Source organism: Caulobacter sp. Root343 (assembly GCF_001425745.1).
GTDB lineage: Bacteria > Pseudomonadota > Alphaproteobacteria > Caulobacterales > Caulobacteraceae > Caulobacter.
Genome location: NZ_LMDF01000006.1, coordinates 105,265 through 124,921 on the forward strand (window position 1 = coordinate 105,265; position 19,657 = coordinate 124,921).

17 protein-coding genes and 2 pseudogenes are annotated in these 19,657 nt (G+C 67.7%); 11 read left to right on the forward strand and 8 right to left on the reverse strand.

The window, feature by feature from the left end:
• The 4 genes from ASC70_RS08215 to ASC70_RS08230 all read left to right on the forward strand — a co-directional run bounded on the left by ASC70_RS08215 (position 1) and on the right by ASC70_RS08230 (position 4,439).
• The gene (locus tag ASC70_RS08215) at positions 1 to 909 is read left to right on the forward strand and encodes an ABC transporter permease (protein ID WP_056048746.1); all 909 of its coding nucleotides are present in this window, start codon (positions 1 to 3) and stop codon (positions 907 to 909) included.
• Positions 906 to 1,763, forward strand: coding sequence for an ABC transporter permease (locus ASC70_RS08220; RefSeq protein WP_056048749.1), 858 nt, complete (start codon positions 906 to 908; stop codon positions 1,761 to 1,763). Before ASC70_RS08215 ends, ASC70_RS08220 begins: the two co-directional genes overlap by 4 nt.
• A complete protein-coding gene (locus tag ASC70_RS08225) occupies positions 1,760 to 2,893 on the forward strand; it encodes an ABC transporter ATP-binding protein (RefSeq protein ID WP_056048751.1) in 1,134 nt (377 codons plus the stop codon). The genes ASC70_RS08220 and ASC70_RS08225 overlap by 4 nt, the downstream gene beginning before the upstream one ends.
• Before the next feature lie 142 nt (positions 2,894 to 3,035).
• Positions 3,036 to 4,439 (forward strand): aspartate aminotransferase family protein, encoded by a 1,404-nt coding sequence (locus tag ASC70_RS08230; protein WP_056048754.1) that lies wholly within the window; start codon positions 3,036 to 3,038, stop codon positions 4,437 to 4,439.
• 2 nt (positions 4,440 to 4,441) lie between these two features.
• Here the strand turns inward: ASC70_RS08230 and ASC70_RS24445 are convergent, their stop codons facing one another.
• Together ASC70_RS24445 and ASC70_RS08235 are read right to left on the reverse strand one after the other, a co-directional pair.
• Entirely contained in the window at positions 4,442 to 4,717 is a 276-nt protein-coding gene (locus tag ASC70_RS24445) for a type II toxin-antitoxin system RelE/ParE family toxin (RefSeq protein ID WP_082539933.1), read from the reverse strand.
• Positions 4,705 to 4,884, reverse strand: a complete 180-nt coding sequence (locus ASC70_RS08235; protein WP_047410075.1) for a hypothetical protein — start codon at positions 4,882 to 4,884, stop codon at positions 4,705 to 4,707. Before ASC70_RS08235 ends, ASC70_RS24445 begins: the two co-directional genes overlap by 13 nt.
• A gap of 63 nt (positions 4,885 to 4,947) precedes the next feature.
• Between ASC70_RS08235 and ASC70_RS08240 the strand changes: the two genes are divergently transcribed.
• Complete coding sequence (locus ASC70_RS08240) at positions 4,948 to 6,345, forward strand: glutamine synthetase family protein (protein ID WP_047410078.1); 1,398 nt, start codon at positions 4,948 to 4,950, stop codon at positions 6,343 to 6,345.
• A gap of 118 nt (positions 6,346 to 6,463) precedes the next feature.
• The gene (locus ASC70_RS08245) at positions 6,464 to 7,720 is read left to right on the forward strand and encodes an FAD-binding oxidoreductase (protein WP_056048757.1); all 1,257 of its coding nucleotides are present in this window, start codon (positions 6,464 to 6,466) and stop codon (positions 7,718 to 7,720) included.
• On the opposite strand, the gene ASC70_RS08250 is transcribed toward ASC70_RS08245, so the two are convergent.
• Complete coding sequence (locus ASC70_RS08250) at positions 7,717 to 8,316, reverse strand: TetR/AcrR family transcriptional regulator (protein WP_056048758.1); 600 nt, start codon at positions 8,314 to 8,316, stop codon at positions 7,717 to 7,719. The genes ASC70_RS08245 and ASC70_RS08250 overlap by 4 nt on opposite strands.
• 108 nt (positions 8,317 to 8,424) lie before the next feature.
• On the opposite strand from ASC70_RS08250, the gene ASC70_RS08255 reads away from it, so the two are divergent.
• Positions 8,425 to 9,069 carry an SRPBCC domain-containing protein gene (locus ASC70_RS08255; protein WP_056048761.1) on the forward strand — a complete coding sequence of 215 codons (645 nt, stop codon included), beginning with the start codon at positions 8,425 to 8,427 and terminating at the stop codon, positions 9,067 to 9,069.
• Positions 9,070 to 9,076: 7 nt separating this feature from the next.
• Here ASC70_RS08255 and ASC70_RS25945 read toward each other — a convergent pair.
• Positions 9,077 to 9,139, reverse strand: a pseudogene (locus tag ASC70_RS25945) (hypothetical protein); the annotation flags it as partial.
• Between the two features lie 121 nt (positions 9,140 to 9,260).
• Between ASC70_RS25945 and ASC70_RS08260 the strand changes: the two are divergent.
• From ASC70_RS08260 to ASC70_RS08275, 4 genes are all read left to right on the forward strand, one after another.
• Positions 9,261 to 11,282, forward strand: a complete 2,022-nt coding sequence (locus ASC70_RS08260; protein WP_056048764.1) for a tetratricopeptide repeat-containing sulfotransferase family protein — start codon at positions 9,261 to 9,263, stop codon at positions 11,280 to 11,282.
• A gap of 130 nt (positions 11,283 to 11,412) precedes the next feature.
• Positions 11,413 to 13,779, forward strand: a complete 2,367-nt coding sequence (locus tag ASC70_RS08265) for a TonB-dependent receptor (RefSeq protein ID WP_056048767.1) — start codon at positions 11,413 to 11,415, stop codon at positions 13,777 to 13,779.
• 199 nt (positions 13,780 to 13,978) lie between these two features.
• Complete coding sequence (locus tag ASC70_RS08270) at positions 13,979 to 15,304, forward strand: amino acid permease (RefSeq protein ID WP_056048771.1); 1,326 nt, start codon at positions 13,979 to 13,981, stop codon at positions 15,302 to 15,304.
• A gap of 137 nt (positions 15,305 to 15,441) precedes the next feature.
• Positions 15,442 to 15,678, forward strand: coding sequence for a hypothetical protein (locus ASC70_RS08275; protein WP_047410096.1), 237 nt, complete (start codon positions 15,442 to 15,444; stop codon positions 15,676 to 15,678).
• A 175-nt stretch (positions 15,679 to 15,853) separates the two neighbouring features.
• Here ASC70_RS08275 and ASC70_RS08280 read toward each other — a convergent pair whose 3' ends face one another.
• The 4 genes and pseudogenes from ASC70_RS08280 to ASC70_RS08290 form a co-directional block, all read right to left on the reverse strand.
• Positions 15,854 to 16,441 (reverse strand): TetR/AcrR family transcriptional regulator, encoded by a 588-nt coding sequence (locus tag ASC70_RS08280; protein ID WP_056048774.1) that lies wholly within the window; start codon positions 16,439 to 16,441, stop codon positions 15,854 to 15,856.
• A pseudogene (locus tag ASC70_RS24875) lies at positions 16,438 to 16,576 on the reverse strand (hypothetical protein); the annotation flags it as partial. The gene ASC70_RS08280 and the pseudogene ASC70_RS24875, both read right to left, overlap by 4 nt.
• 19 nt (positions 16,577 to 16,595) lie before the next feature.
• The gene (locus tag ASC70_RS08285; RefSeq protein ID WP_056048776.1) at positions 16,596 to 17,729 is read right to left on the reverse strand and encodes an aromatic ring-hydroxylating dioxygenase subunit alpha; all 1,134 of its coding nucleotides are present in this window, start codon (positions 17,727 to 17,729) and stop codon (positions 16,596 to 16,598) included.
• Positions 17,730 to 17,856: 127 nt separating this feature from the next.
• Positions 17,857 to 19,500, reverse strand: a complete 1,644-nt coding sequence (locus tag ASC70_RS08290; protein WP_056048779.1) for an NAD(P)/FAD-dependent oxidoreductase — start codon at positions 19,498 to 19,500, stop codon at positions 17,857 to 17,859.
• Positions 19,501 to 19,657 lie beyond the last annotated feature (157 nt).

Sequence of the window (19,657 nt, forward strand, 5' to 3'; positions counted from 1 at the left end):
ATGGAGCAATCCTGGAAACAGGCCAAAGCCGTCTTCACCGCGGCGCTGGGACCGCCGCTGGTGTGGCTGGCGCTGTTCTTCCTGGCGCCGATGGCGATCGTCTGGGCCTACAGCTTTGGCCACAATGCCGGGCTGACCGAGATCGCCATCAGCGGCACCTTCGCCAACTACGCGCGGGCGATCGAGCCGCTGTACCTGAAGATCTTCCTGAAGTCGGCCTGGGTGGCCGGGCTGACCACGGGCCTGTGCCTGGTGCTGGGCTTCCCGGTGGCCCTGGCCATCACCTTCGCGTCCGACAAGGCCAAGACCTGGCTGCTGCTGCTGATCATGCTGCCGTTCTGGACAAACCTCCTGATCCGCACCTACGCCCTGATCGCGGTGCTGCGAACCGAGGGCTACATCAACCAGAGCCTGGCGTGGCTGTGGAAGGGGGGCAGCGGTTTCGCGGCCTTGGTCGGGCTGCAGCCGCTGGGCGACTTCCAGCCGCTGGCGCTGCTGCACAACAATTTCGCGGTGATCCTGGGCCTGGTCTACGTCCACCTGCCGTTCATGGTGCTGCCGCTGTATTCGGCGCTGGACCGGCTGGACAAGTCGCTGCTGGAGGCCAGCCTCGACCTCGGGGCCGGGCACATGCGCACCCTGTTCAAGGTGGTCGTGCCCCTGGCCCTGCCGGGCATCGCCTCGGGGATCCTGATCACCTTCATCCCGGCCCTGGGCGCCTATCTGACGCCGGACCTGCTGGGCGGTCCCGACAGCCAGATGATCGCCAACATCATCGAGCGCCAGTTCAAGCGCGCCAACGACTGGCCCTTCGGCGCGGCCATGTCGTTCGTGCTGATGTACCTGACCTTCATCGCCATCGCGATCCAGGCGCTGCTGGCCAAGCGGACGCCGGAGGCGAAGGGATGACCCGCAAATCTCCCCCCGGTCCTCTCGAGTATCTCCGCCGCTGGCCGATGCAGGCCTGGCTGGCGATGGTCGGGATCTTCCTCTACGCGCCGCTGATCGCCCTGATGGCGTTCAGCTTCAACGACAGCCGGCGCAACATCGTCTGGAAGGGCTTCACGCTCAAATATTACGACAAGCTGTTCAACGACTCCGCCCTGCTGGAAGCGTTCGGCAACAGCCTGACGATCGCGGCGGCCTCGACGGTGATCAGCCTGGTGCTGGGCGCTTCCGCCGCCCTGGTGCTGTGGCGGTTCCGCTTCCCGGGCAAGACGGCCCTGGACGGAGCGCTGGCCCTGCCGATCGTGGTGCCCGAGATCTGCATGGGCGTGGCCATGCTGGTGTTCTTCGCCAAGGTCATGCCCTGGCCGCAGGGGATGGTCTGGCCGCTGAACCTGGGGGCGATCATCATCGCCCACGTCTCGTTCTCGTTTCCGTTCGTGGCGGTGGTCGTACGGGCCCGCATGGCCAGCTTCAACCGCGAGATGGAGGAGGCCGCCCGCGACCTCGGGGCCGGCGAGTTCCGCACCATCCGTGACGTGATCCTGCCGCACATGGCCCCGTCGCTGGTGGCCGGGGCGCTGCTGGCCTTCACGCTGAGCCTGGACGACTTCGTCATCACCTTCTTCACCGCCGGGCCCGACACCGTGACCTTCCCGGTCAAGGTCTATTCGATGGTCCGCTTCTCGGTGACGCCGGAGGTCAACGCGGCCTCGACGGTGCTGATCGTGCTGACCGTGCTGCTGACCGCGGCGGCGCTGAAACTGCAGGGTGACCCGGCCGCGACGGCCGGTCATGGGGTGGGGGACCCGAAATGACCGATAAACCGATCATCACCTTCGAGAACATCACCAAGCGCTTCGGCAAGATGGTGGCGGTCGACAACGTCTCGCTGACCATCAACGAGGGCGAGTTCTTCTCGCTGCTGGGGCCGTCGGGCTGCGGCAAGACCACCTTGCTGCGGATGCTGGCCGGCTTCGAGACCCCGACCGAAGGCCGGATCCTGATCGACGGCCAGGACATCTCCAACGTGCCGCCGAACAAGCGGCCGGTGAACATGGTGTTCCAGTCTTACGCCGTGTTCCCGCACATGACCGTGGCCGACAACGTCGCCTATGGGCTGGTGGTCGACAAGGTGGCCAAGGTCGAGCGCGACCGGCGGGTCGACGAGGCGCTGGAGCTGGTGCAGCTGGGCGGCCTAGGCCATCGCAAGCCCGACCAGTTGTCCGGCGGCCAGCGCCAGCGGGTCGCCTTGGCGCGGGCGCTGGTCAAGCGTCCCCGCGTCCTGCTGCTGGACGAGCCGCTGTCGGCCCTGGACGCCAAGCTGCGCGAGCAGATGCGCACCGAGCTGTGCACCCTGCAGGAGAAGGTCGGCATCACCTTCATCATGGTCACCCACGACCAGGACGAGGCGCTCGCCTTGGCCAGCCGCTGCGCGGTGATGAACCGCGGCGTGCTACAGCAGGTGGCCACGCCCAGCGACCTCTACGAGTTTCCCAACAGCCGCTTCGTGGCCGACTTCATCGGCAGCGTGAACCTGTTCGAGGGCGTGCTGGCCGTCGACGAGCCCAGCCACGCGGTGATCCGCTCGCCGGACCTGCCGGTCGACATCTTCCTGGACCACGGCGTCACCGGCGCGCGGGGCGGCGCGGTCTGGGCGGCGATCCGGCCCGAGAAAATCGAGCTGCACAAGAAGACCGGCGACGAGCCGCCCAACCTCGGCGACTGCCCGAAAGGCACCAACGCGGTGGCGGGCGTCATCAAGCACGAGGCCTATCTGGGCGGCCAATCGACCTACGAGGTCGAGACTCTGACCCCCACTGGGGGCGGCCGGCGGATCAAGGTCCACCGCTCGAACCTGACCCGCTGGGACCAGGAGGACTTCAAGCTGGGCGAGACGGTGTGGCTGTGCTGGCACGCGTGTTCGCCGGCGGTGCTGTTGTCTTGACCCACTTGCCCCCTCCGCGCTTCGCGCTCCTCCCCCGGAGGGGGAAGAAGGATCCTTCCGCCCGCCTTTGGGGGCGGACGATCGCGAAGCGATCCGGTGGGGGGAGCGACGCGACCATAAGAAAAGACCGAGGAGCCCACCGATGACCGTCCCGATCCGCAACCACGACATCGCCGAACTCCGACGCCTGGATCTGGCCCACCACCTGCCCGCCCAGGCCGACCACAAGGTCATCGCCGAGCTGGGCGGCAGCCGGATCATCACCCGCGCCGACGGCGTCCACATCCATGACGGCGAGGGACATCAGATCCTGGACGGCATGGCCGGCCTGTGGTGCGTCAATGTCGGCTACGGCCGCAAGGAGCTGGCCGACGCCGCCTACGAGCAGATGCTGGAGCTGCCGTACTACAACACCTTCTTCAAGACCGCGACGCCGCCGACCGTGACCCTGGCGGCCAAGATCGCCCAGAAGATGGGCGGCCATCTGAGCCACGTGTTCTTCAACTCGTCGGGGTCCGAGGCCAACGACACGGTCTTCCGCCTGGTCCGCCACTTCTGGAAGCTGAAGGGGGAGCCCAGCCGCAGGGTCTTCATCAGCCGCTGGAACGCCTATCACGGTTCGACCGTGGCCGGGGTGTCGCTGGGCGGCATGAAGCACATGCATGTGCAGGGCGACCTGCCGATCCCGGGCGTCGAGCACGTCATGCAGCCCTATCCGTTCGGCGACGGCTTCGGCGAGGATCCCGCCGCCTTCCGCGACCGCGCGGTCAAGGCGATCGAGGACAAGATCCTCGAGGTCGGTCCGGAGAACGTCGCGGCCTTCATCGGTGAGCCGGTGCAGGGGGCGGGCGGAGTGATCATCCCGCCGGACGGCTATTGGCCGGCGGTGGAAGCGCTCTGCCGCAAGTACGGCATCCTGCTCGTCTGTGACGAGGTGATCTGCGGCTTCGGGCGCCTGGGCCAATGGTTCGGCCACCAGCACTACGGGATCAAGCCCGACCTGATCGCCATGGCCAAGGGCCTGTCGTCCGGCTACCTGCCGATCTCGGCCGTCGGGGTCGCCGACCACATCGTCGCCGAGCTGCGCGAGAAGGGCGGCGATTTCATCCACGGCTTTACGTACTCGGGCCACCCGACCTGCGCGGCCGTGGCGCTGAAGAACATCGAGATCCTGGAGCGCGAAGGCCTGGTCGAGCGCACCCGCGACGACACCGGTCCCTACCTGGCCAAGGCGCTGGCCTCGCTGAACGACCATCCGCTGGTCGGCGAGACCCGCTCGTTGGGCCTGATCGGCGCCGTTGAGATCGTCCGCGAGAAGGGAACCAACCATCGCTTCCTCGACAAGGAGGGCGAGGCCGGGCCGATCGTGCGCGACCTGTGCATCCAGAACGGCCTGATGGTCCGCGCCATCCGCGACAGCATCGTCTGCTGCCCGCCGCTGATCATCACCCACGCCGAGATCGACAAGCTGGTCGCCATCATCCGCCAGTCCCTGGACGCGGCCGAGCCGATGTTGCGGGCGTTGAAGCCGGAGGCGGTGTCATGAGGTTAGATTGGGCGACGGGCGTTGTGCCGGACGCTGCCTATAACAACGACGTCTCCGACAATCCGATAGCGCAGCACGTAGGGTGGAACGGCGACGATCTCACGACGTCCCTGAGTGCTTATGCGGCCGCGTTCGGGATGCTCCGCCAAACTGGCGCCGGTGGCGAACAGCCTTTGGCCCAGGCGCTGGGCGGCTATGGGGCGCGACTGACCAGAGATATGAGCGACGATGGCTTCGACATCAGCCACCGCACGGTTGGTCCAGATTACTTGCGCCACGAATATGGGGTGGGGAGCTGGTCAGGCGTTCCTAGAGATTTCAGCCACTCCGCTACGCGCTCATGCGGAACGGTCCTGCCGGCTTCTAAGTCGGCGTCAGCCTCGGCGTCGGCTGCCAAGATAGCTTCGTCTTCCTCATCGAAGATGTCGGGTTCGGGCTCGGCCATGCCTTACGATACCAGAAACCTTTCGAGAACAAACCGAGAAAAACCGAGCTTTTGGAGCGTCGCATGAAGCCCAAGCACAACAAGGCCAAGCGCGAAACCACGCTCAATCGGGGGGTTTCGTCGCTGGAAGAGGCCCAGGCCTGGTTCGCCCGCCAAAGCATTGAGGAGATCGAGTGCGTGGTGCCCGATCTGGCCGGCGTGGCGCGCGGCAAGATCATGCCGGTGCGCAAGTTTCTGGGCACGCCGTCGATGAACCTGCCCCTGGCGGTATTCTACCAGACCATCACCGGCGACTTCCCCGAGTTCGAGGGCGCGGTCAGCGCGGTGCAGTCGGACACCGACATCTTCCTGACCCCCGACTTCGCCACCCTGGCCGCCGTGCCGTGGGCCCAGGACCCGACGGCCCAGGTGATCCACGACGCCTTCCACCCCGACGGCCGCCCGGTCGAGGAGGCTCCGCGCCAGGTGCTGCGACGGGTGCTGGCGCTATACGCCGAGAAGGGCTGGGTCCCGATCGTGGCCCCGGAGATCGAGTTCTATCTCGTCGACAAGAACACCGACCCCGACTACCCGCTGAAGCCCCCCATCGGCCGCTCGGGCCGGCCCGAGACCGGCCGGCAGGGCTATTCGATCAGCGCGGTCAACGAGTTCGATGCGTTGTTCGAGGACATGTACGAGTACTCCGAGCGCCAGGGCCTGGAGATCGACACCCTGATCCACGAGAGCGGCGTGGCCCAGATGGAGATCAATCTGCGCCACGGCAATCCACTGGAGCTGGCCGACCAGGTGTTCATGTTCAAGCGCACCATCCGCGAGGTGGCGCTGGAGCACGAGATCTACGCCACCTTCATGGCCAAGCCGATGGCCAGCGAGCCCGGCAGCGCCATGCACATCCACCAGTCGATCGTCGACAAGGACGGCAAGAACCTGTTCTCGGACAAGAAGGGCGAGGAGACCGCGCTGTTTCACGGCTTCATCGCGGGGCAGCAGACCTATCTGCCGGCGATCATGGCGATCCTGGCCCCGTACGTGAATAGCTACCGCCGGATCGCCAAGGACTCGGGGGCGCCGGTCAACACCCAGTGGGGCTACGACAACCGCACCTGCGGCCTGCGGGTGCCGCCGTCGGATCCGGCCAACCGTCGGCTGGAGAACCGCATCCCCTCGTCGGACGCCAATCCCTATCTGGCCATCGCCGCGTCGTTGGCGGCTGGGTATCTGGGCATGGTCCAGGATCTCAAGCCCACCGCGCCGGTCGACACCGACGCCAGCGTGCTGGGCGTGCAGCTGCCGCGCAGCCTGTCGGAATCGCTGAAGCTGTTCGAGCAGTGCGAGCCCCTGGTCGAGATCTTGGGACCGATCTTCTGCCAGGCCTACGACCGCGTGAAACAGGCCGAGTACGAGACCTTCATGCGCACGATCAGCCCGTGGGAGCGGGAGTTCCTGCTGTTGAATGTCTAACGGTCACTGGCCCCCTCCGCGCCTTCGGCGCTCCTCCCCCGGAGGGGGAAGAAGGCTGGCGCGCACCTTCCGCCCTCCGGGGGCGGACGACCGCGAAGCGGTCAGGTGGGGGCAAGTGATGGGCGGGAACTGGTACGAAGCCACCGCCCATGACCGCCCCGACCTGCCGCCACTCCAGGGCGACACCCAGGCCGACGTCTGCGTCGTCGGCGCCGGCTTCACCGGCCTCGGCGCGGCGTCGACCCTGGCCCCTGTAGCCAAGGTCGTCGTGCTCGAGGCCGACCGCGTCGGCTCCGCCGCCACCGGCCGCAACGGCGGTCAGGTCCATACCGGCCAGCGCCGCGACCAGGCCTGGCTGGAGAAGGCGGTCGGCCGCGATGACGCGATGGCCCTGTGGCGCCTGGCCGAGGACGCCCGCGCCCACTTCAAGACCCTGACCGACACCATCCCTTGCGACTGGCGGCCGGGCATGATCCACGCCCGCCACAAGCGCGGCGGCGAGGCCGAGGACGCGGCCCATGTCGCGCTGATGGCCGAGCGTTATGGTTATGACCAGCTCGCGCTGGTCGACGCGGCCGACCTCGCCGTCGAGCTGGGGACGGACGCCTATCACGGTGGCCTGGTCGATCGCGGCGGCGGCCATGTCCATCCGCTGAACCTGGCGCTAGGCATGGCCCGCCAGGCGACGGCGGCGGGCGCGGTGATCCACGAGCGGACCCGCGCCGAGGCCTGGCGGCGCGAGGGCGGCAAGATCGTCGTCGAGACCGTGTCGGGCCGTGTCACCTGCGAACAGTTGATCCTGACCGGTGACGGGTCCTTGAACGCCATGGCCGGCGCGGCCCGCGCGCGTGTCATGCCGATCAACAACTTCATCGCCGTCACCGAGCCGCTGGGCGCTCTCGCCGACACGATCATCCGCTCGAACGCGGCGGTGTCGGACAGCCGTTTCGTCGTCAACTATTTCCGCAAGACCGCCGACGGCCGGCTGCTGTTCGGCGGCGGCGAGAACTACCGGCCCGGCTTCCCGCGTGACATCGCCGGGCTGGTGCGGAAGAACCTGCTGAAGGTCTATCCTCAACTGGCCGACGTCGCGATCACCCACGCCTGGGGCGGGACCCTGGGCATCACCATGAGCCGCATGCCGTTCGTCGGCGAGGTCGCGCCGGGCGTGCGGGCAGCCTCGGGCTATTCGGGACAGGGCGTGATGCTGGCGCCCTATGTCGGTCGGTTGTTGGCCGAGGCGGCGCTGGGGAAGACCGCTGGAGTCGAGCTGCTGGCTCGCGTCCCGACGCCGCCGTTCCCGGGCGGACGGCTGCTGCGGTGGCCCCTGACCGTAGCCGGTCTCAGCTGGTACGCGCTGCGGGACAGGCTCTAGGCCAGCTGCTTCGCCGTCAGCAGCGCCATGTGCCGCCGCAGCTGGGCGATGCTGCGGTCGAAGAAACCGATGTCGCGGTGGGTGCGGGCCTGCATGACCGCGCCCTCCATCGTCGTCAGGATGAACTCCGACAGGCCGCGCAGGTCGGTTCCTGGCGGCAAGTCGGCGTCCTTCAGGCAGCCCTCGATGGCGGTGGTCCATCTTCGAAAATTCTCCGCCAGCAACTCGCGCACCGGCGGGTCGGGCTCGTGCAGCTCCAGGGCCAGAGAGCCGATCGGACAGCCGTACAGGCACTCGCTCTCCAGCAGCGCCCGGCGATAGGCGTCGAGCAGGGCGAAGATCCGCTCGACCGGGTCCTCGACCCCGCGCCAGGCCGGGTCCAGCAGCATCTCCCGGATGCCGTCGCGGTACATCTCCAGCACCCCGACCAGCACGTCCTGCTTGCCGGGGAAGAAGTGGTAGAGGCTGCCGCTGTTGGCCTGCGAGCGCGAGAGGATGTCCGACACCGAGGTCGAGCCGTAGCCCTTGGCGGCGAACAGCTCCATCGCCGTCAGCAGGATGCGTCGCCGGGTGTCGAGCGGGTTCGAGGGGGCCATGCCGCCTGCGTACCACGCTTGAATGATCAGTCAACTTTTCGCTTGAACGATCAATCAAGCCGTGTTTGGCTTGAATGGTCATTCAAGGATCCTGGGGAGGGGATGAAAATGTTGAAATCGACTCTGATCGCAGCCGCCGCGCTGCTGGCCTTCGCCGGAACCGTCCAGGCGCAGCAGACGCGCAGCTGGAAGGATTTTCCCGGCGTCGCCAACACCAGCTATGTCGACGCCGCCGGCCAGAAGGCGCTGCAGCTGTCGATGGACATCCCCGCTTCGCCGCACGCGGTGTTCGACGCCTTCGCCACCTCGGACGGCTTCAAAAGCTGGGCGGTGGCGGTGGCCCAGGTCGACCTGCGCACCGGCGGGTCGATCGAGTCGAGCTACGACCCGAAAGCCAAGATCGGCGATGCGAACAACATCAAGAACCAGATCGTCACCTTCATCCCCGACCACCTGCTGGTGATCCGCAACATCCAGGCTCCCGAGGGGTTCGCCGGCAAGGGCGAGTTCCAGAAGACGGTGACGGTGATCGAGTTCACGCCCATCGATGGCGGCCAGACCCGCGTGCGCCTGACCAACACCGGCTATGGCGACAGCCTCGAGGCTAGGACCGTGTTCGGCCACTTCGAGTGGGGCAACGCCTATACGCTGGCCGAGCTGAAGAAGCGGTTCGAGACCGGCGCGATCGACCGGACGAAAGGCGAGGGGGCGAAGAAGAACGAGGCGGCCGACAAAGCGGTGACGGGGAAGTAGTTCGAACTCTCCTCCCCCTCTGGGGGAGGGGGACCGGCGAACGCCGGTGGAGGGGCCCTGGGCATTTCAACCGCTCCACGCTTCGCGACCCCCTCCGTCTCGGCGCGTATTCGCGCCGATCCACCTCCCCCTAATGGGGAGGAGAGACGGACCTCATTGACACCCCTACTTCCCCCCGCTCTCCTCGCCGCATGGACTCCACCACCGCTCCGCCCGCCGTCAGCCTCGCCGCGGCGCTCGAACACGCCGAGCGGCTGCTGGAGACCGATCCGCGCCTGGCCGCCGAGCAGGCGCGCGAGATCCTGAAGCTGGTCCCGCGCCACGCCGACACCACCCGCGTGCTGGCCGCGGCGCTGCGCCTTTCGGGCGATCCGCAAGCCGCGCTAGACACGGTCGCGCCCCTGGCCCAGGCCCTGCCGAACCTACCGCTGGCCCAGCTGGAGCTGGCCCTGTCGCTCGAGCAGCTGGGTCGCACCGCCGAGGCGGTCCAGGCCTTCGACCGGGCCAGCGCTCTTGAGCCCCGCCTGTCGGAAGCCTGGCGCGGCCTGTCCGAAAACCTGGCGCTGCTGGGGGATGAGGCCGGGGCCGAGAAGGCCCTGGCCCGGCAACTGCGCGCCTCGACCCGCGACCCGCTGCTGGTCGAGGCGGCGACCGCGCTGTCCGACAACCGGCTGGGCGAGGCCGAGCGGCTGCTGCGCGAGCGGCTCAAGGCCGACGCCGGCGACGTCGCCGCCATCCGCATGCTGGCCGAGACCGGCGCGCGCTTGGGCCGCTACGCCGACGCGGAGAACCTGCTGACCCGCTGCCTCGAACTGGCCCCCAACTTCGCCGCCGCCCGCCACAACCTGGCGACCATGCTGTATCGCCAGAACAAGAACCTCGAGGCGTTGGCGGAGATCGAAAAACTCACCGCCAAGGACGCGCGGCATCCCGGCTACGCCAATCTCTACGCCGCCATCCTGGCGCGGCTGGGCGAGTACGACCGGGCGATCGCCGTCTACGACCGGGTGCTGGCCGACTATCCCAACCAGCCGAAGGGCTGGATGAGCTATGGCCACGCGCTGAAGACGGTGGGCCGTCAGGCCGACAGCGTCGCGGCCTATCGCAAGGCCCTCGACCTCGCGCCGACCCTGGGCGAGGTCTGGTGGAGCCTGGCCAACCTCAAGACCGTCAGGTTCACCGACGCGGACCTCGCCGCCATGACCACCGCGCTGGACGCTCCGGACCTGTCCGACGACGACCGCCTGCATCTGCGCTACGCCCTGGGCAAGGCGCATGAGGACGCCGAGCTCTGGGACGCGGCGTTCGAGCACTATGCGGCGGGCGCGGCGATCCGCCGGAAGCAGCTGGACTACGATCCGGAAGAGAACGCCTCCGACACCGCCCGCACCAAGGCGGTGTTCACGCCGGCCCTGCTGGCCGCGCGGGCGGGGCAGGGCTGCCCGGCTCCGGACCCGATTTTCATCGTCGGCCTGCCGCGCTCGGGCTCGACCCTGGTCGAGCAGATCCTGGCCAGCCACTCGATGGTCGAGGGCACCATGGAGCTGCCCGACCTGATCGTCATGGCCCGGCGCCTGGGTGGCAAGACCGCCACCCGCGCCGAGTCGACCTATCCGGAATCGCTGGCCGAGCTGTCCGCTGAGGACGTGAAGGCCCTGGGCGAGGAGTTCCTGGAGCGCACGCGCATCCAGCGGAAATCGGGCAAGCCGTTCTTCATCGACAAGATGCCCAACAACTTCGCCCACGCCGGCCTGATCCACCTGATCCTGCCCAACGCCAAGATCATCGACGCTCGCCGCCATCCGCTGGGCTGCTGCTTTTCGGGCTTCAAGCAGCACTTCGCCCGCGGGCAGGGGTTCAGCTACGACCTGACCGACATCGGCCGCTACTATGCCGACTACGTCGCGCTGATGGCCCATTTCGACACGGTGCTGCCGGGCCGGGTGCACCGGGTGATCTACGAGGCGATGATCGCCGATCCGGAACGCGAGATCCGGGCCCTGCTGGACCACTGCGGCCTGCCGTTCGAGCCGGCCTGCCTGTCGCCGCACGAGAACGACCGCGCCGTGCGCACCGCCAGTTCCGAACAAGTCCGCCGCCCGATCTTCAAGGACGCGGTCGAGCACTGGCAGAAATTCGAATCACATCTAGACCCGCTCAAGCAGGCATTGGGTCCTGTGTTGGACGCTTATCCGGACGCGCCCGTTATTTGACCAACTGCTCCGGACCTTGCCATTTCTGCAACACTCACAGGAATTGGCGGCAAACCGAAAATTCAACCTTGCCGGGACGTTAGGCGCAGGCCGAACATCGTTCCATCAGAACGGTAAGGGGAGCGACTGTATGTCGTCGGGATCAGTTCGACTGAAGAAGGCCGGCGTCTGCTCCGCCGCCCTGTTGGCTTCCACCATGTTCACCAGCGTCGCCTACGCCCAAGCGCAGGCGAACCAGAACACCGCCCTCGAAGAGGTGGTGGTCACGGCCCAGAAGCGCAGTGAAAATCTGCAGGACGTGCCGGTCAGCATCCAGGCGCTGGGCGGCGAGAAGCTGGAACAGCTGCAGGTCAGCGCGTTCGTCGACTATGTGAAATACCTGCCCAGCGTCTCGTTCACGACCTCGGGCCCGGGTTTTGGCCAGGTCTATATGCGCGGCGTGGCCAGCGGCGGCGACGGCAACCACTCCGGTTCGCTGCCCAGCGTCGGCGTCTATCTGGACGAACAGCCGGTCACCACCATCCAGGGCGCGCTGGACATCCACGTCTACGACGTCGCTCGGGTCGAGGCTCTGGCCGGTCCGCAAGGCACGCTGTACGGCGCCAGCTCCCAGGCCGGCACGTTGCGGATCATCACCAACAAGCCCTCGACCGCCGGCTACGCGGCCGGCGTCGACCTGGAGCTGAACCAGGTCGACCACGGCGGGACCGGCCACACGCTGGAAGGCTTCGTCAACATCCCGCTGTCCGACAAGATCGCCGTCCGCATGGTCGGCTGGGACGTGCGCGATGCCGGCTATATCGACAACGTGGCGGGCTCGCGCACCTATAACCGCGGCGACACCGACCCGACCAACGACTACACGATCTACAACAAGGCCCGGGTCCGCGACGACTACAACACCGTCTACACGCAAGGCGGCCGCGCGGCCCTGCGGATCGAGCTGGACGACAACTGGGTGATCACGCCCACGGTCATGGGTCAGGTGCAGAAGTCCGGCGGCCTGTTCGCCTTCGACCCCAAGGTCGGCGACCTGAAGGTCACCCACTTCTATCCGGAAAGCTCGAAGGACAAGTGGGTCCAGGCGGCGATGACCATCGAGGGCCAGGTGGCCAATCTCGACGTCACCTATTCGGGCTCGTACCTGAAGCGCAACGACGTCACCAACCAGGACTACACCGACTACTCGTACTTCTACGATCAGGTCGGCTACGGCTTCTACTGGACCGACAACGCCGGCAACCTGGTCAATCCCTCGCAGTACATCCAGGGCAAGGACCGCTACCGCAAGGAAAGCCACGAGATCCGCATCGCCTCGCCGCAGGACCAGCGGTTCCGGTTCGTGGTCGGCGGCTTCTACCAGAAGCAGAAGCACGGCATCTTCCAGAACTACAAGATCGACGGCCTGGGCAGCGACCTGTCGGTGCCCGGCTATACGGGCACGGTCTGGCTGACCAAGCAGAACCGCGTCGACCGCGACAAGGCCGTGTTCGGCCAGGCCGAGTTCGACATCACCGACAAGCTGATGCTGACCGCCGGCATCCGCTTCTTCAAGGCCCACAACACCCTGGTCGGCTTCTACGGCTATGGCGCGGGCTACGGCTCGACCGGCGAGAAGGCCTGTTTCAAGGGACCGGTGGTGGCGGGCTCGCCCTGCACCAACCTCGACAAGGGCGTGACCGACAAGGGCAACTCGCCGAAGGTGACGCTGACCTACAAGATCGACGGCGACAAGCTGATCTACGCCACCTACTCCAAGGGCTTCCGGCCCGGCGGCATCAACCGCCGCAGCACCCTGCCGCCCTACCACGCCGACTATCTGAAGAACTACGAGGCCGGCTGGAAGACCACCTGGCTCGACAACAGCTTCCGCTGGAACGGCGCGGTGTTCATGGAGGACTGGTCGGGCTTCCAGTTCTCGATCCTGGGCGCCAACGGCCTGACCGAGATCAAGAACGCCAACGAGGCCCGCATCAAGGGCGTCGAAAGCGACGTCACCTGGGTCCCGATCCACGGCCTGACGTTCAACGCCTCGGCCGCCTATACCGACGCCAAGCTGACCGCCAACTATTGCGGCTTCACCGACGCGGCGGGCAATCCGGTCACGACCTGCGCGACGCCGCAGGCGCCGGACGGCACCGTCCTGCCCATCACCCCGAAGTTCAAGGCCAACCTGACGGCGCGCTACGACTTCAGCTGGGGCGACTGGGACAGCTACGTGCAGGGTTCGGTCGTCGGCCAGACCAGCAACTGGACCGACCTGCGGATCGTCGAGCGCGGGATCATCGGCAAGCAGAAGGGCTACCAGACCACCGACATCTCGACCGGGATGAGCAAGGATGGCCTGTCGCTGTCGCTCTACATGAAGAACGTGTTCGACAAGCGGGCCAGCCTGAACCGCTACGCCGAATGCGCCGAGAGCGTCTGCGGAACCCAGTACTACATCGTCCCGAACCAGCCCCGCACGCTCGGGATCAGGCTCGGGAAGAACTTCTAGGTTTCGAGTTCGAGAGAGAGGGGCGGTCCGGTCGGGCCGCCCTTTTTCTTTTCCTTTCCCCCGACCTCCCCGGCGAACGCCGGGGTCCAGATTCATCCGGAGCGCCAGACGTTGATGCGCCTTTCCGCCGAGTCCGGACTTGCTCGCCTTCGGGGTTCGATCTGGGCCCCGGCTTTCGCCGGGGAGGTCGGACTTTGATATGAGTTCCAAGCTGAAAACCTCCAGCTCCAGACCCCTCGGCGTATGGATGTGCGCGGCGCTGGTCGTGGGCAACATGATCGGCTCGGGCGTCTTCATGCTGCCCGCCTCGCTGGCGCCCTACGGCTGGAACGCGGTGATCGCCTGGCTGCTGACCATCGGCGGGGCCCTGTGCCTGGCCTATGTGTTCGCCCGCCTGGCCCAGGCCTTTCCGCGCGCCGGCGGGCCGTTCGCCTATACCGAGGAGGCGTTCGGCCGCGTGGCCGGCTTCATGGTCGCCTGGGCCTACTGGATCTCGGTCTGGGTCTCCAACGCCGCCCTGGCCATCGCGGCGGTCAGCTATTTCAGCGTCTTCGCGCCCGCGCTGGCCAAGACCCAGGGCCTGGCCGCCCTGCTGACCGTGGCGGTCGTCTGGATCGCCACCGCCATCAACTGCGCCGGCGCCCGCACCGCCGGCTGGACCCAGGTGGTGACCACCGTCCTGAAGCTGGTCCCGTTGGTCGCCGTCGCCGGCCTGGCCGCCAGCGTGCTGCTGCACAAGGGCCCGGCGGCCGTCATGCCGTTCCACACCTCGGCCCTGTCGGGAAGCGCGATCACCGCCGCCGCGGCCCTGACCTTGTGGGCGCTGCTGGGCGTGGAGACCGCGACCATCCCGGCCGACAAGGTCGTCGACCCGGTTCGCACCATCCCGCGCGCTACCCTGGCCGGCACCGCCTTCGCCGGCCTCATCTACCTGCTGGTCTCGTCGGGCGTGCTGCTGCTGACGCCCGCCTCGGTGCTGACCGGTTCGAACGCGCCGTTCGTCGACTTCGTGGCCTTCCACGCCCGCGGCGACTTCAGCCTGGTCCTGGCCGCCTTCGCCGCGATCAGCGCCCTGGGCGCCCTGAACGGCTGGGTGCTGATCCAGGGCGAGATGCCCGCCGCCATGGCCCGCGAGGGCGTGTTCCCCGCCTGGTTCGGAAAGCTGTCGGCCAACGGCGCGCCGGTCCGCGCCCAGCTGGTCTCCAGCGGACTGGTGACCGTCCTGGTGCTGATGAACTACGCCAAGTCGCTGGCCGACACCTTCACCTTCATGGCCCTGCTGGCCACGGCCGCGACCCTGTTCGCCTATCTGTTCTGCTCGCTGGCGGTGCTGCGCCTGCAGGCCCAGGGCCGCATGGATCGCTCGAAGGCCCTCAGCGTCGTCGCCGCGATCGGCGCGGCCTATTCGATCTGGACCTTCTACGGCGCGGGCTGGTCGGTGACCTTCTGGGGCGTCGTGCTGATGGTCGCCGGCGCGCCTGTCTATCTGCTGGTGAGGAAGATCGCCCGCGCCGACAGGATCTGATCAGGTGAAGAACCGCACATCCAAACTTGGCCCGGCTCATGCATTGTGCATCGCAGCGCAATTTGATTGTGCGATAGCGAAACAACTGTCATGTCAGCGTGGTTAGTCTCACGTTGAGTACGTCCAAGGAGGTCGCCATGACCGAGAATCACTACTACGTCCGCCCGGTCTCCGGCGTGTGGCATGTGACCTGGAACGACTCGGCCGAGCTGATCGGCTGCTATTCCTCGCAGCACGAGGCCGAGGCCCTGGCGCAGTTGCTCGCGCGCCACATGCGCGAGCAAGGTCGCAAGGGCCAGGTCCATGTGTTCGAACCCGAGGTCAGAACGCCTTCTTGGGGCCGCAATCGTGCGGCTCACCAGGCGGCGGCGTAGAGTTTTGCGAATCGAGCGCGGCGGTCGTCGCGCTCTCCCCTAGGGGGCGTCCGGTCTTCTCGGCGAAAGCCGGTTTGAAGCGCTGGGGTGGTGGGATTGGCGCTGCAACGACAGCGCGCCCCCGCGTCATCTTTCCAGGCTACGCTGGGAAGACCGGAGTTTCCTCAATCAGACGTCAGGGCAGCCAGCCCTCCAGCGCGCGGGCGATGATCCGCGTCGCCTCGTCCGGGCCGAAGGTCGCCGGATCCAGGCACAGTTCCAGCCATAGTCCGTCCACGGTCGCTGTCAGGGCGATGGCGGCCAGGCGCGTGTCGCGCGCGCCGGCGGCGGCCAGCAAGGTCTCGAGCCGGGCGCGAAACGCGGCATAGGACGCCGCGTGGATCGCCGCGATGCGTGGTTTGGTCTTGACCAGGCTCCAGAACCCGATCCAGGCGGCCAGCAAGCGCGGGTCCAGCACCGGCGGCGCGAAGCTGGCGGTCAGATAGGCCAGCAGGCGCTCGCGCGGGTCGGCGCCGACGGTCTCGACCGCCGCATCCAGCGCCGTGTCGATCCGCTGGCCAACGGCCTCGTAGGCGGCGGTGATCAGCTCGTCGACCCCCTCGAAATAGTGGCGCAGGAGGCCCGGCGAGACGCCGGCTTCGGCGCAGATGGCCCGCACCGAGGTCCCCGCCACGCCCTCGCGGGCCAGCACGGTCTCGGCGGCGGCCACCAGGGTCTGGCGGCGAACGTCGGGGGCTTCGCGGGTGAAGGCGGCGCGGGTCATCGGGCCGAGTTTCGAGCAAAACAAACCGTGTCATCCCGGAAGCGCGTAGCGCTGTCCGGGACCCAGGGGCCGGCGCAGTGCGGTTGCCCCTGGGTCCCGGCTCTCCGCTTCGCTGCGGCCGGGATGACACCGGGAGTTCGCGGAGGAAAGCCAGTCACCACCCCTCCGGCGCTCGCTCCAGCCGGCTCTCGGGGATCAGCGCCCGCATCTTGCGGCCGAAGCTCCTCAACGAAACCTCGCTGGTCGCCAGCGGGCCGGCCGTGAAGGTTCGCGAGGCCATGCCCTGCTGGACGCGGGCGACCAGCTCGGTGTCCTCGGCGTTGACCTGGCGGTTGATGCGCCAGTTCAGATACCGCGCCGCCTTCATCTCGCGCCGGTCGTCGGGCAGGGCGTAGGCGATCTCGCGGATCATGGTCCTGGTCGCCGAGACCGGGATGAACTGCATGAAGTCCACCTGGTCCGGATAGATGTCGAAGGCGAAGTTCGGCCACAGCTTGAAATAGGTCCACAGCCGCTTGCGATCGTCCGGCAGGTGCGGGACGTCGGGCAGCAGATCCTGGTACAGGCGCTCGGAGGGGCTCATCGACGGCTCGTCGATCAGATGGCCCCACATCTTGTCGACGAAGGTCTTGGCCTCGACGCCATAGCCCTTGCCAAACAGCCGGGTCAGGCCCGGATGGGCGATCGGGATGTGCAGGCCGTCCGAATAGTTGTCGCTGATGTTCTTCCAGTTGACCTCGCGCGGCCGCAGGGCGACGCGGCCGAACGGCTGCAGGTCCTCGAAGCGGTAGTGGGCGACCTCGTCCTCATAGGGGGCCATCATGGTCGCGACTGACGGGCCTTCGCCCTCGATCCGCACGAAGACGAAGCCGCGCCAGAGTTCGGTCTCGACCTTGGCCAGGCCCTGCTCGTGCATCTGAAGGGCCGGGTAGTCGTCGCGCATCGGCACGCCGATCAGCCGGCCGTCCAGGTCGTAGGTCCAGGCATGGTAGGGGCAGACGATCCGGCCGCAGTGGCCCACGGGTCCGTCCAGCAGCCGCGCGCCGCGATGGCGGCAGACATTGGCGAAGGCCCGCGCCCCGCCGTCCTTGCCGCGCACCACCACCAGGCTCTCGCCGACGAAGTCGAAGGTGTGGAAGTCGCCGGGCTTGGGGATGTCGTTCAGATGGCAGACGATCTGCCACGAGGGCCGGAAGATCTTGTCCCGTTCCTCGCGGAAGAAGCGCTCGGAGCCGTAGATCCAGCCGGGCAGGCCCCAGTCGGCTTGGGGGTCTTCGTTGGAGATCATGGTCACTGACTTGCCCCCTCCGCGCCTGCGGCGCTCCTCCCCCGAAGGGGGAAGAAGGGCGCCCTTCCGCCCCCTCTGGGGGCGGACGGCCGCGTAGCGGCCAGGTGGGGGCAAGTGCCGAGCATGATCACCGCCCCACCACCGACAGCTTCACCGCCGTCGCGAAGTCCTTGTCCCGCAGGATCTCGCGCGCGGCGTTGCGGCCCGGATTGCCCGAGACCCCGCCGCCGGGGTGCGTGCCCGCGCCGCACATGTACAGGCCCTTGATCGGCGCGCGGTGACTGGCGTTGCCGAGGAACGGCCGGGCGGCCCACAGCTGATCCAGCGACATGTGGCCATGCATGATGTCGCCGCCGATCAGGCCGAACTTCCGCTCCAGGTCCAGTGGCGACAGGATCATCCGGCCCAGCACCGAGGCCTTGAAATTGGGGGCCCACCGGTCGACCGTGGCGATGATCAGGTCGGCGGCCGCCTCGCGCGCGTCGTCCCAAGAAGCGCCGTTCGGCAGGGTGGGCGCGAACTGCTGGCAGAACAGGCTGGCCACGTGCTGCCCGGGCGGGGCGAGGGAGGTGTCGATGGTCGAGGGGATCAGGATCTCGACGATCGGCGCGGTGCTGATGCCGCCCGCCTTGGCGTCGCGATAGGCCGCGTCCATGTAGTCCAGGCTGGGGGCGATCACGACGCCGCTCTGGTGGTGCTCGGCCAGCGCCTTGCCGGGCAGGCAGGTGAAGTCCGGCAGCTCGGACAGGGCGACGTTCATCCGGAAGGTGCCCGAGCCGTTCTTGTAGCCGTCGACCCGCTTGCGGAAGTCGGCGGTCAGGGCCGAGGGCGGCACCAGTTTGCGATAGAGCAGGGCGGGATTGACGTTGGCGCTGACGATCGGGGCCATGACCTGGCGGCCGTCGACCAGCTGCACGCCCACAGCCTTGGCGCCCCCAGGGGCGTTTTCGACGTGGACGCCCTCGACCGGCGCGTTCAGCAGGATCTCGACCCCCGCCGCCTCGCAGGCCTTGGCCATGGCCTGGGTGATCGAGCCCATGCCGCCCACCGCGTGGCCCCAGGCGCCCTTCTTGCCGTTCACCTCGCCGAAGGTGTGGTGCAGCAGCACGTAGGCCGAGCCGGGCGTGTCGGGGCTGGCGAAGTTGCCGACCACGGCGTCGAAGCCGAACGCGGCCTTGACCGGGTCGCTCTCGAACCAGCCGTCCAGCACGTCGCGGGCGCTCTTGGTGAACAGGTCCAGCAGGTCGCGCTTGCGCTCGCGCGACAGCATGGCCAGCCGCCCGCCCTGGCGCAGGGCCCGCAGCAGGCCGGGCAGGCCGTCGCCCAGGTTGGGCGGCGTCTCCTGCGCCAGGTCGCGCAGCACGTCGCCGATCTCGTCCAGCATGGCGTAATAGGCCGGCAGCACCTCGGCGTCGCGGCGGCTGAACTTGCGGAACGCCTCCTGGGTGCGCTCCAGGCCGCCGCCCAGCTTGATGTACTTGTCGTCCGACAGCGGCAGGAAGTTGGAGATCGGCCGCTCCAGGAAGGTCAGGCCGTAATCGCGCAGCCCCATGTCGGCGATGACCTTGGGATTGAGCAGGCTGACCGTGTAGCTGGCCACGGAGTTGCGGAAGCCGGGATGGAACTCCTCGGTCACCGCCGCTCCGCCGACCACGCCGCGCGCCTCGCAGACCGTGACCTTCAGCCCGGCCTTGGCCAGGTAGAAGGCGCAGACCAGTCCGTTGTGCCCCCCGCCGATGATCACCGCGTCGCGGGTTTGGGTGGTGGCCATGGTCGCTCTCCCCAGCGTGTGGGGAGAGTGTTGCTGTACGATCGTATAATAGGCAAGGGGTGGCCTACTTCGAATAGCCTGTCATCCCGGCCGTAGCGAAGCGGAGAGCCGGGACCGCCACGAACTCGGCGCTTGTTGCGGTCCCGGCTCGGCGCGC

What these genes read in the sequence shown, in the direction of transcription:
- ASC70_RS08215 (WP_056048746.1), top strand. Translation starts at nt 1, where the DNA reads ATGGAGCAATCCTGGAAACAGGCCAAAGCCGTCTTCACCGCGGCGCTG.
- ASC70_RS08220 (WP_056048749.1), top strand. Translation starts at nt 906, where the DNA reads ATGACCCGCAAATCTCCCCCCGGTCCTCTCGAGTATCTCCGCCGCTGG.
- ASC70_RS08225 (WP_056048751.1), top strand. Translation starts at nt 1,760, where the DNA reads ATGACCGATAAACCGATCATCACCTTCGAGAACATCACCAAGCGCTTC.
- ASC70_RS08230 (WP_056048754.1), top strand. Translation starts at nt 3,036, where the DNA reads ATGACCGTCCCGATCCGCAACCACGACATCGCCGAACTCCGACGCCTG.
- ASC70_RS08235 (WP_047410075.1), bottom strand. Translation starts at nt 4,884, where the DNA reads ATGGCCGAGCCCGAACCCGACATCTTCGATGAGGAAGACGAAGCTATC.
- ASC70_RS08240 (WP_047410078.1), top strand. Translation starts at nt 4,948, where the DNA reads ATGAAGCCCAAGCACAACAAGGCCAAGCGCGAAACCACGCTCAATCGG.
- ASC70_RS08245 (WP_056048757.1), top strand. Translation starts at nt 6,464, where the DNA reads ATGGGCGGGAACTGGTACGAAGCCACCGCCCATGACCGCCCCGACCTG.
- ASC70_RS08250 (WP_056048758.1), bottom strand. Translation starts at nt 8,316, where the DNA reads ATGGCCCCCTCGAACCCGCTCGACACCCGGCGACGCATCCTGCTGACG.
- ASC70_RS08255 (WP_056048761.1), top strand. Translation starts at nt 8,425, where the DNA reads ATGTTGAAATCGACTCTGATCGCAGCCGCCGCGCTGCTGGCCTTCGCC.
- ASC70_RS08260 (WP_056048764.1), top strand. Translation starts at nt 9,261, where the DNA reads ATGGACTCCACCACCGCTCCGCCCGCCGTCAGCCTCGCCGCGGCGCTC.
- ASC70_RS08265 (WP_056048767.1), top strand. Translation starts at nt 11,413, where the DNA reads ATGTCGTCGGGATCAGTTCGACTGAAGAAGGCCGGCGTCTGCTCCGCC.
- ASC70_RS08270 (WP_056048771.1), top strand. Translation starts at nt 13,979, where the DNA reads ATGAGTTCCAAGCTGAAAACCTCCAGCTCCAGACCCCTCGGCGTATGG.
- ASC70_RS08275 (WP_047410096.1), top strand. Translation starts at nt 15,442, where the DNA reads ATGACCGAGAATCACTACTACGTCCGCCCGGTCTCCGGCGTGTGGCAT.
- ASC70_RS08280 (WP_056048774.1), bottom strand. Translation starts at nt 16,441, where the DNA reads ATGACCCGCGCCGCCTTCACCCGCGAAGCCCCCGACGTTCGCCGCCAG.
- ASC70_RS08285 (WP_056048776.1), bottom strand. Translation starts at nt 17,729, where the DNA reads ATGATCTCCAACGAAGACCCCCAAGCCGACTGGGGCCTGCCCGGCTGG.
- ASC70_RS08290 (WP_056048779.1), bottom strand. Translation starts at nt 19,500, where the DNA reads ATGGCCACCACCCAAACCCGCGACGCGGTGATCATCGGCGGGGGGCAC.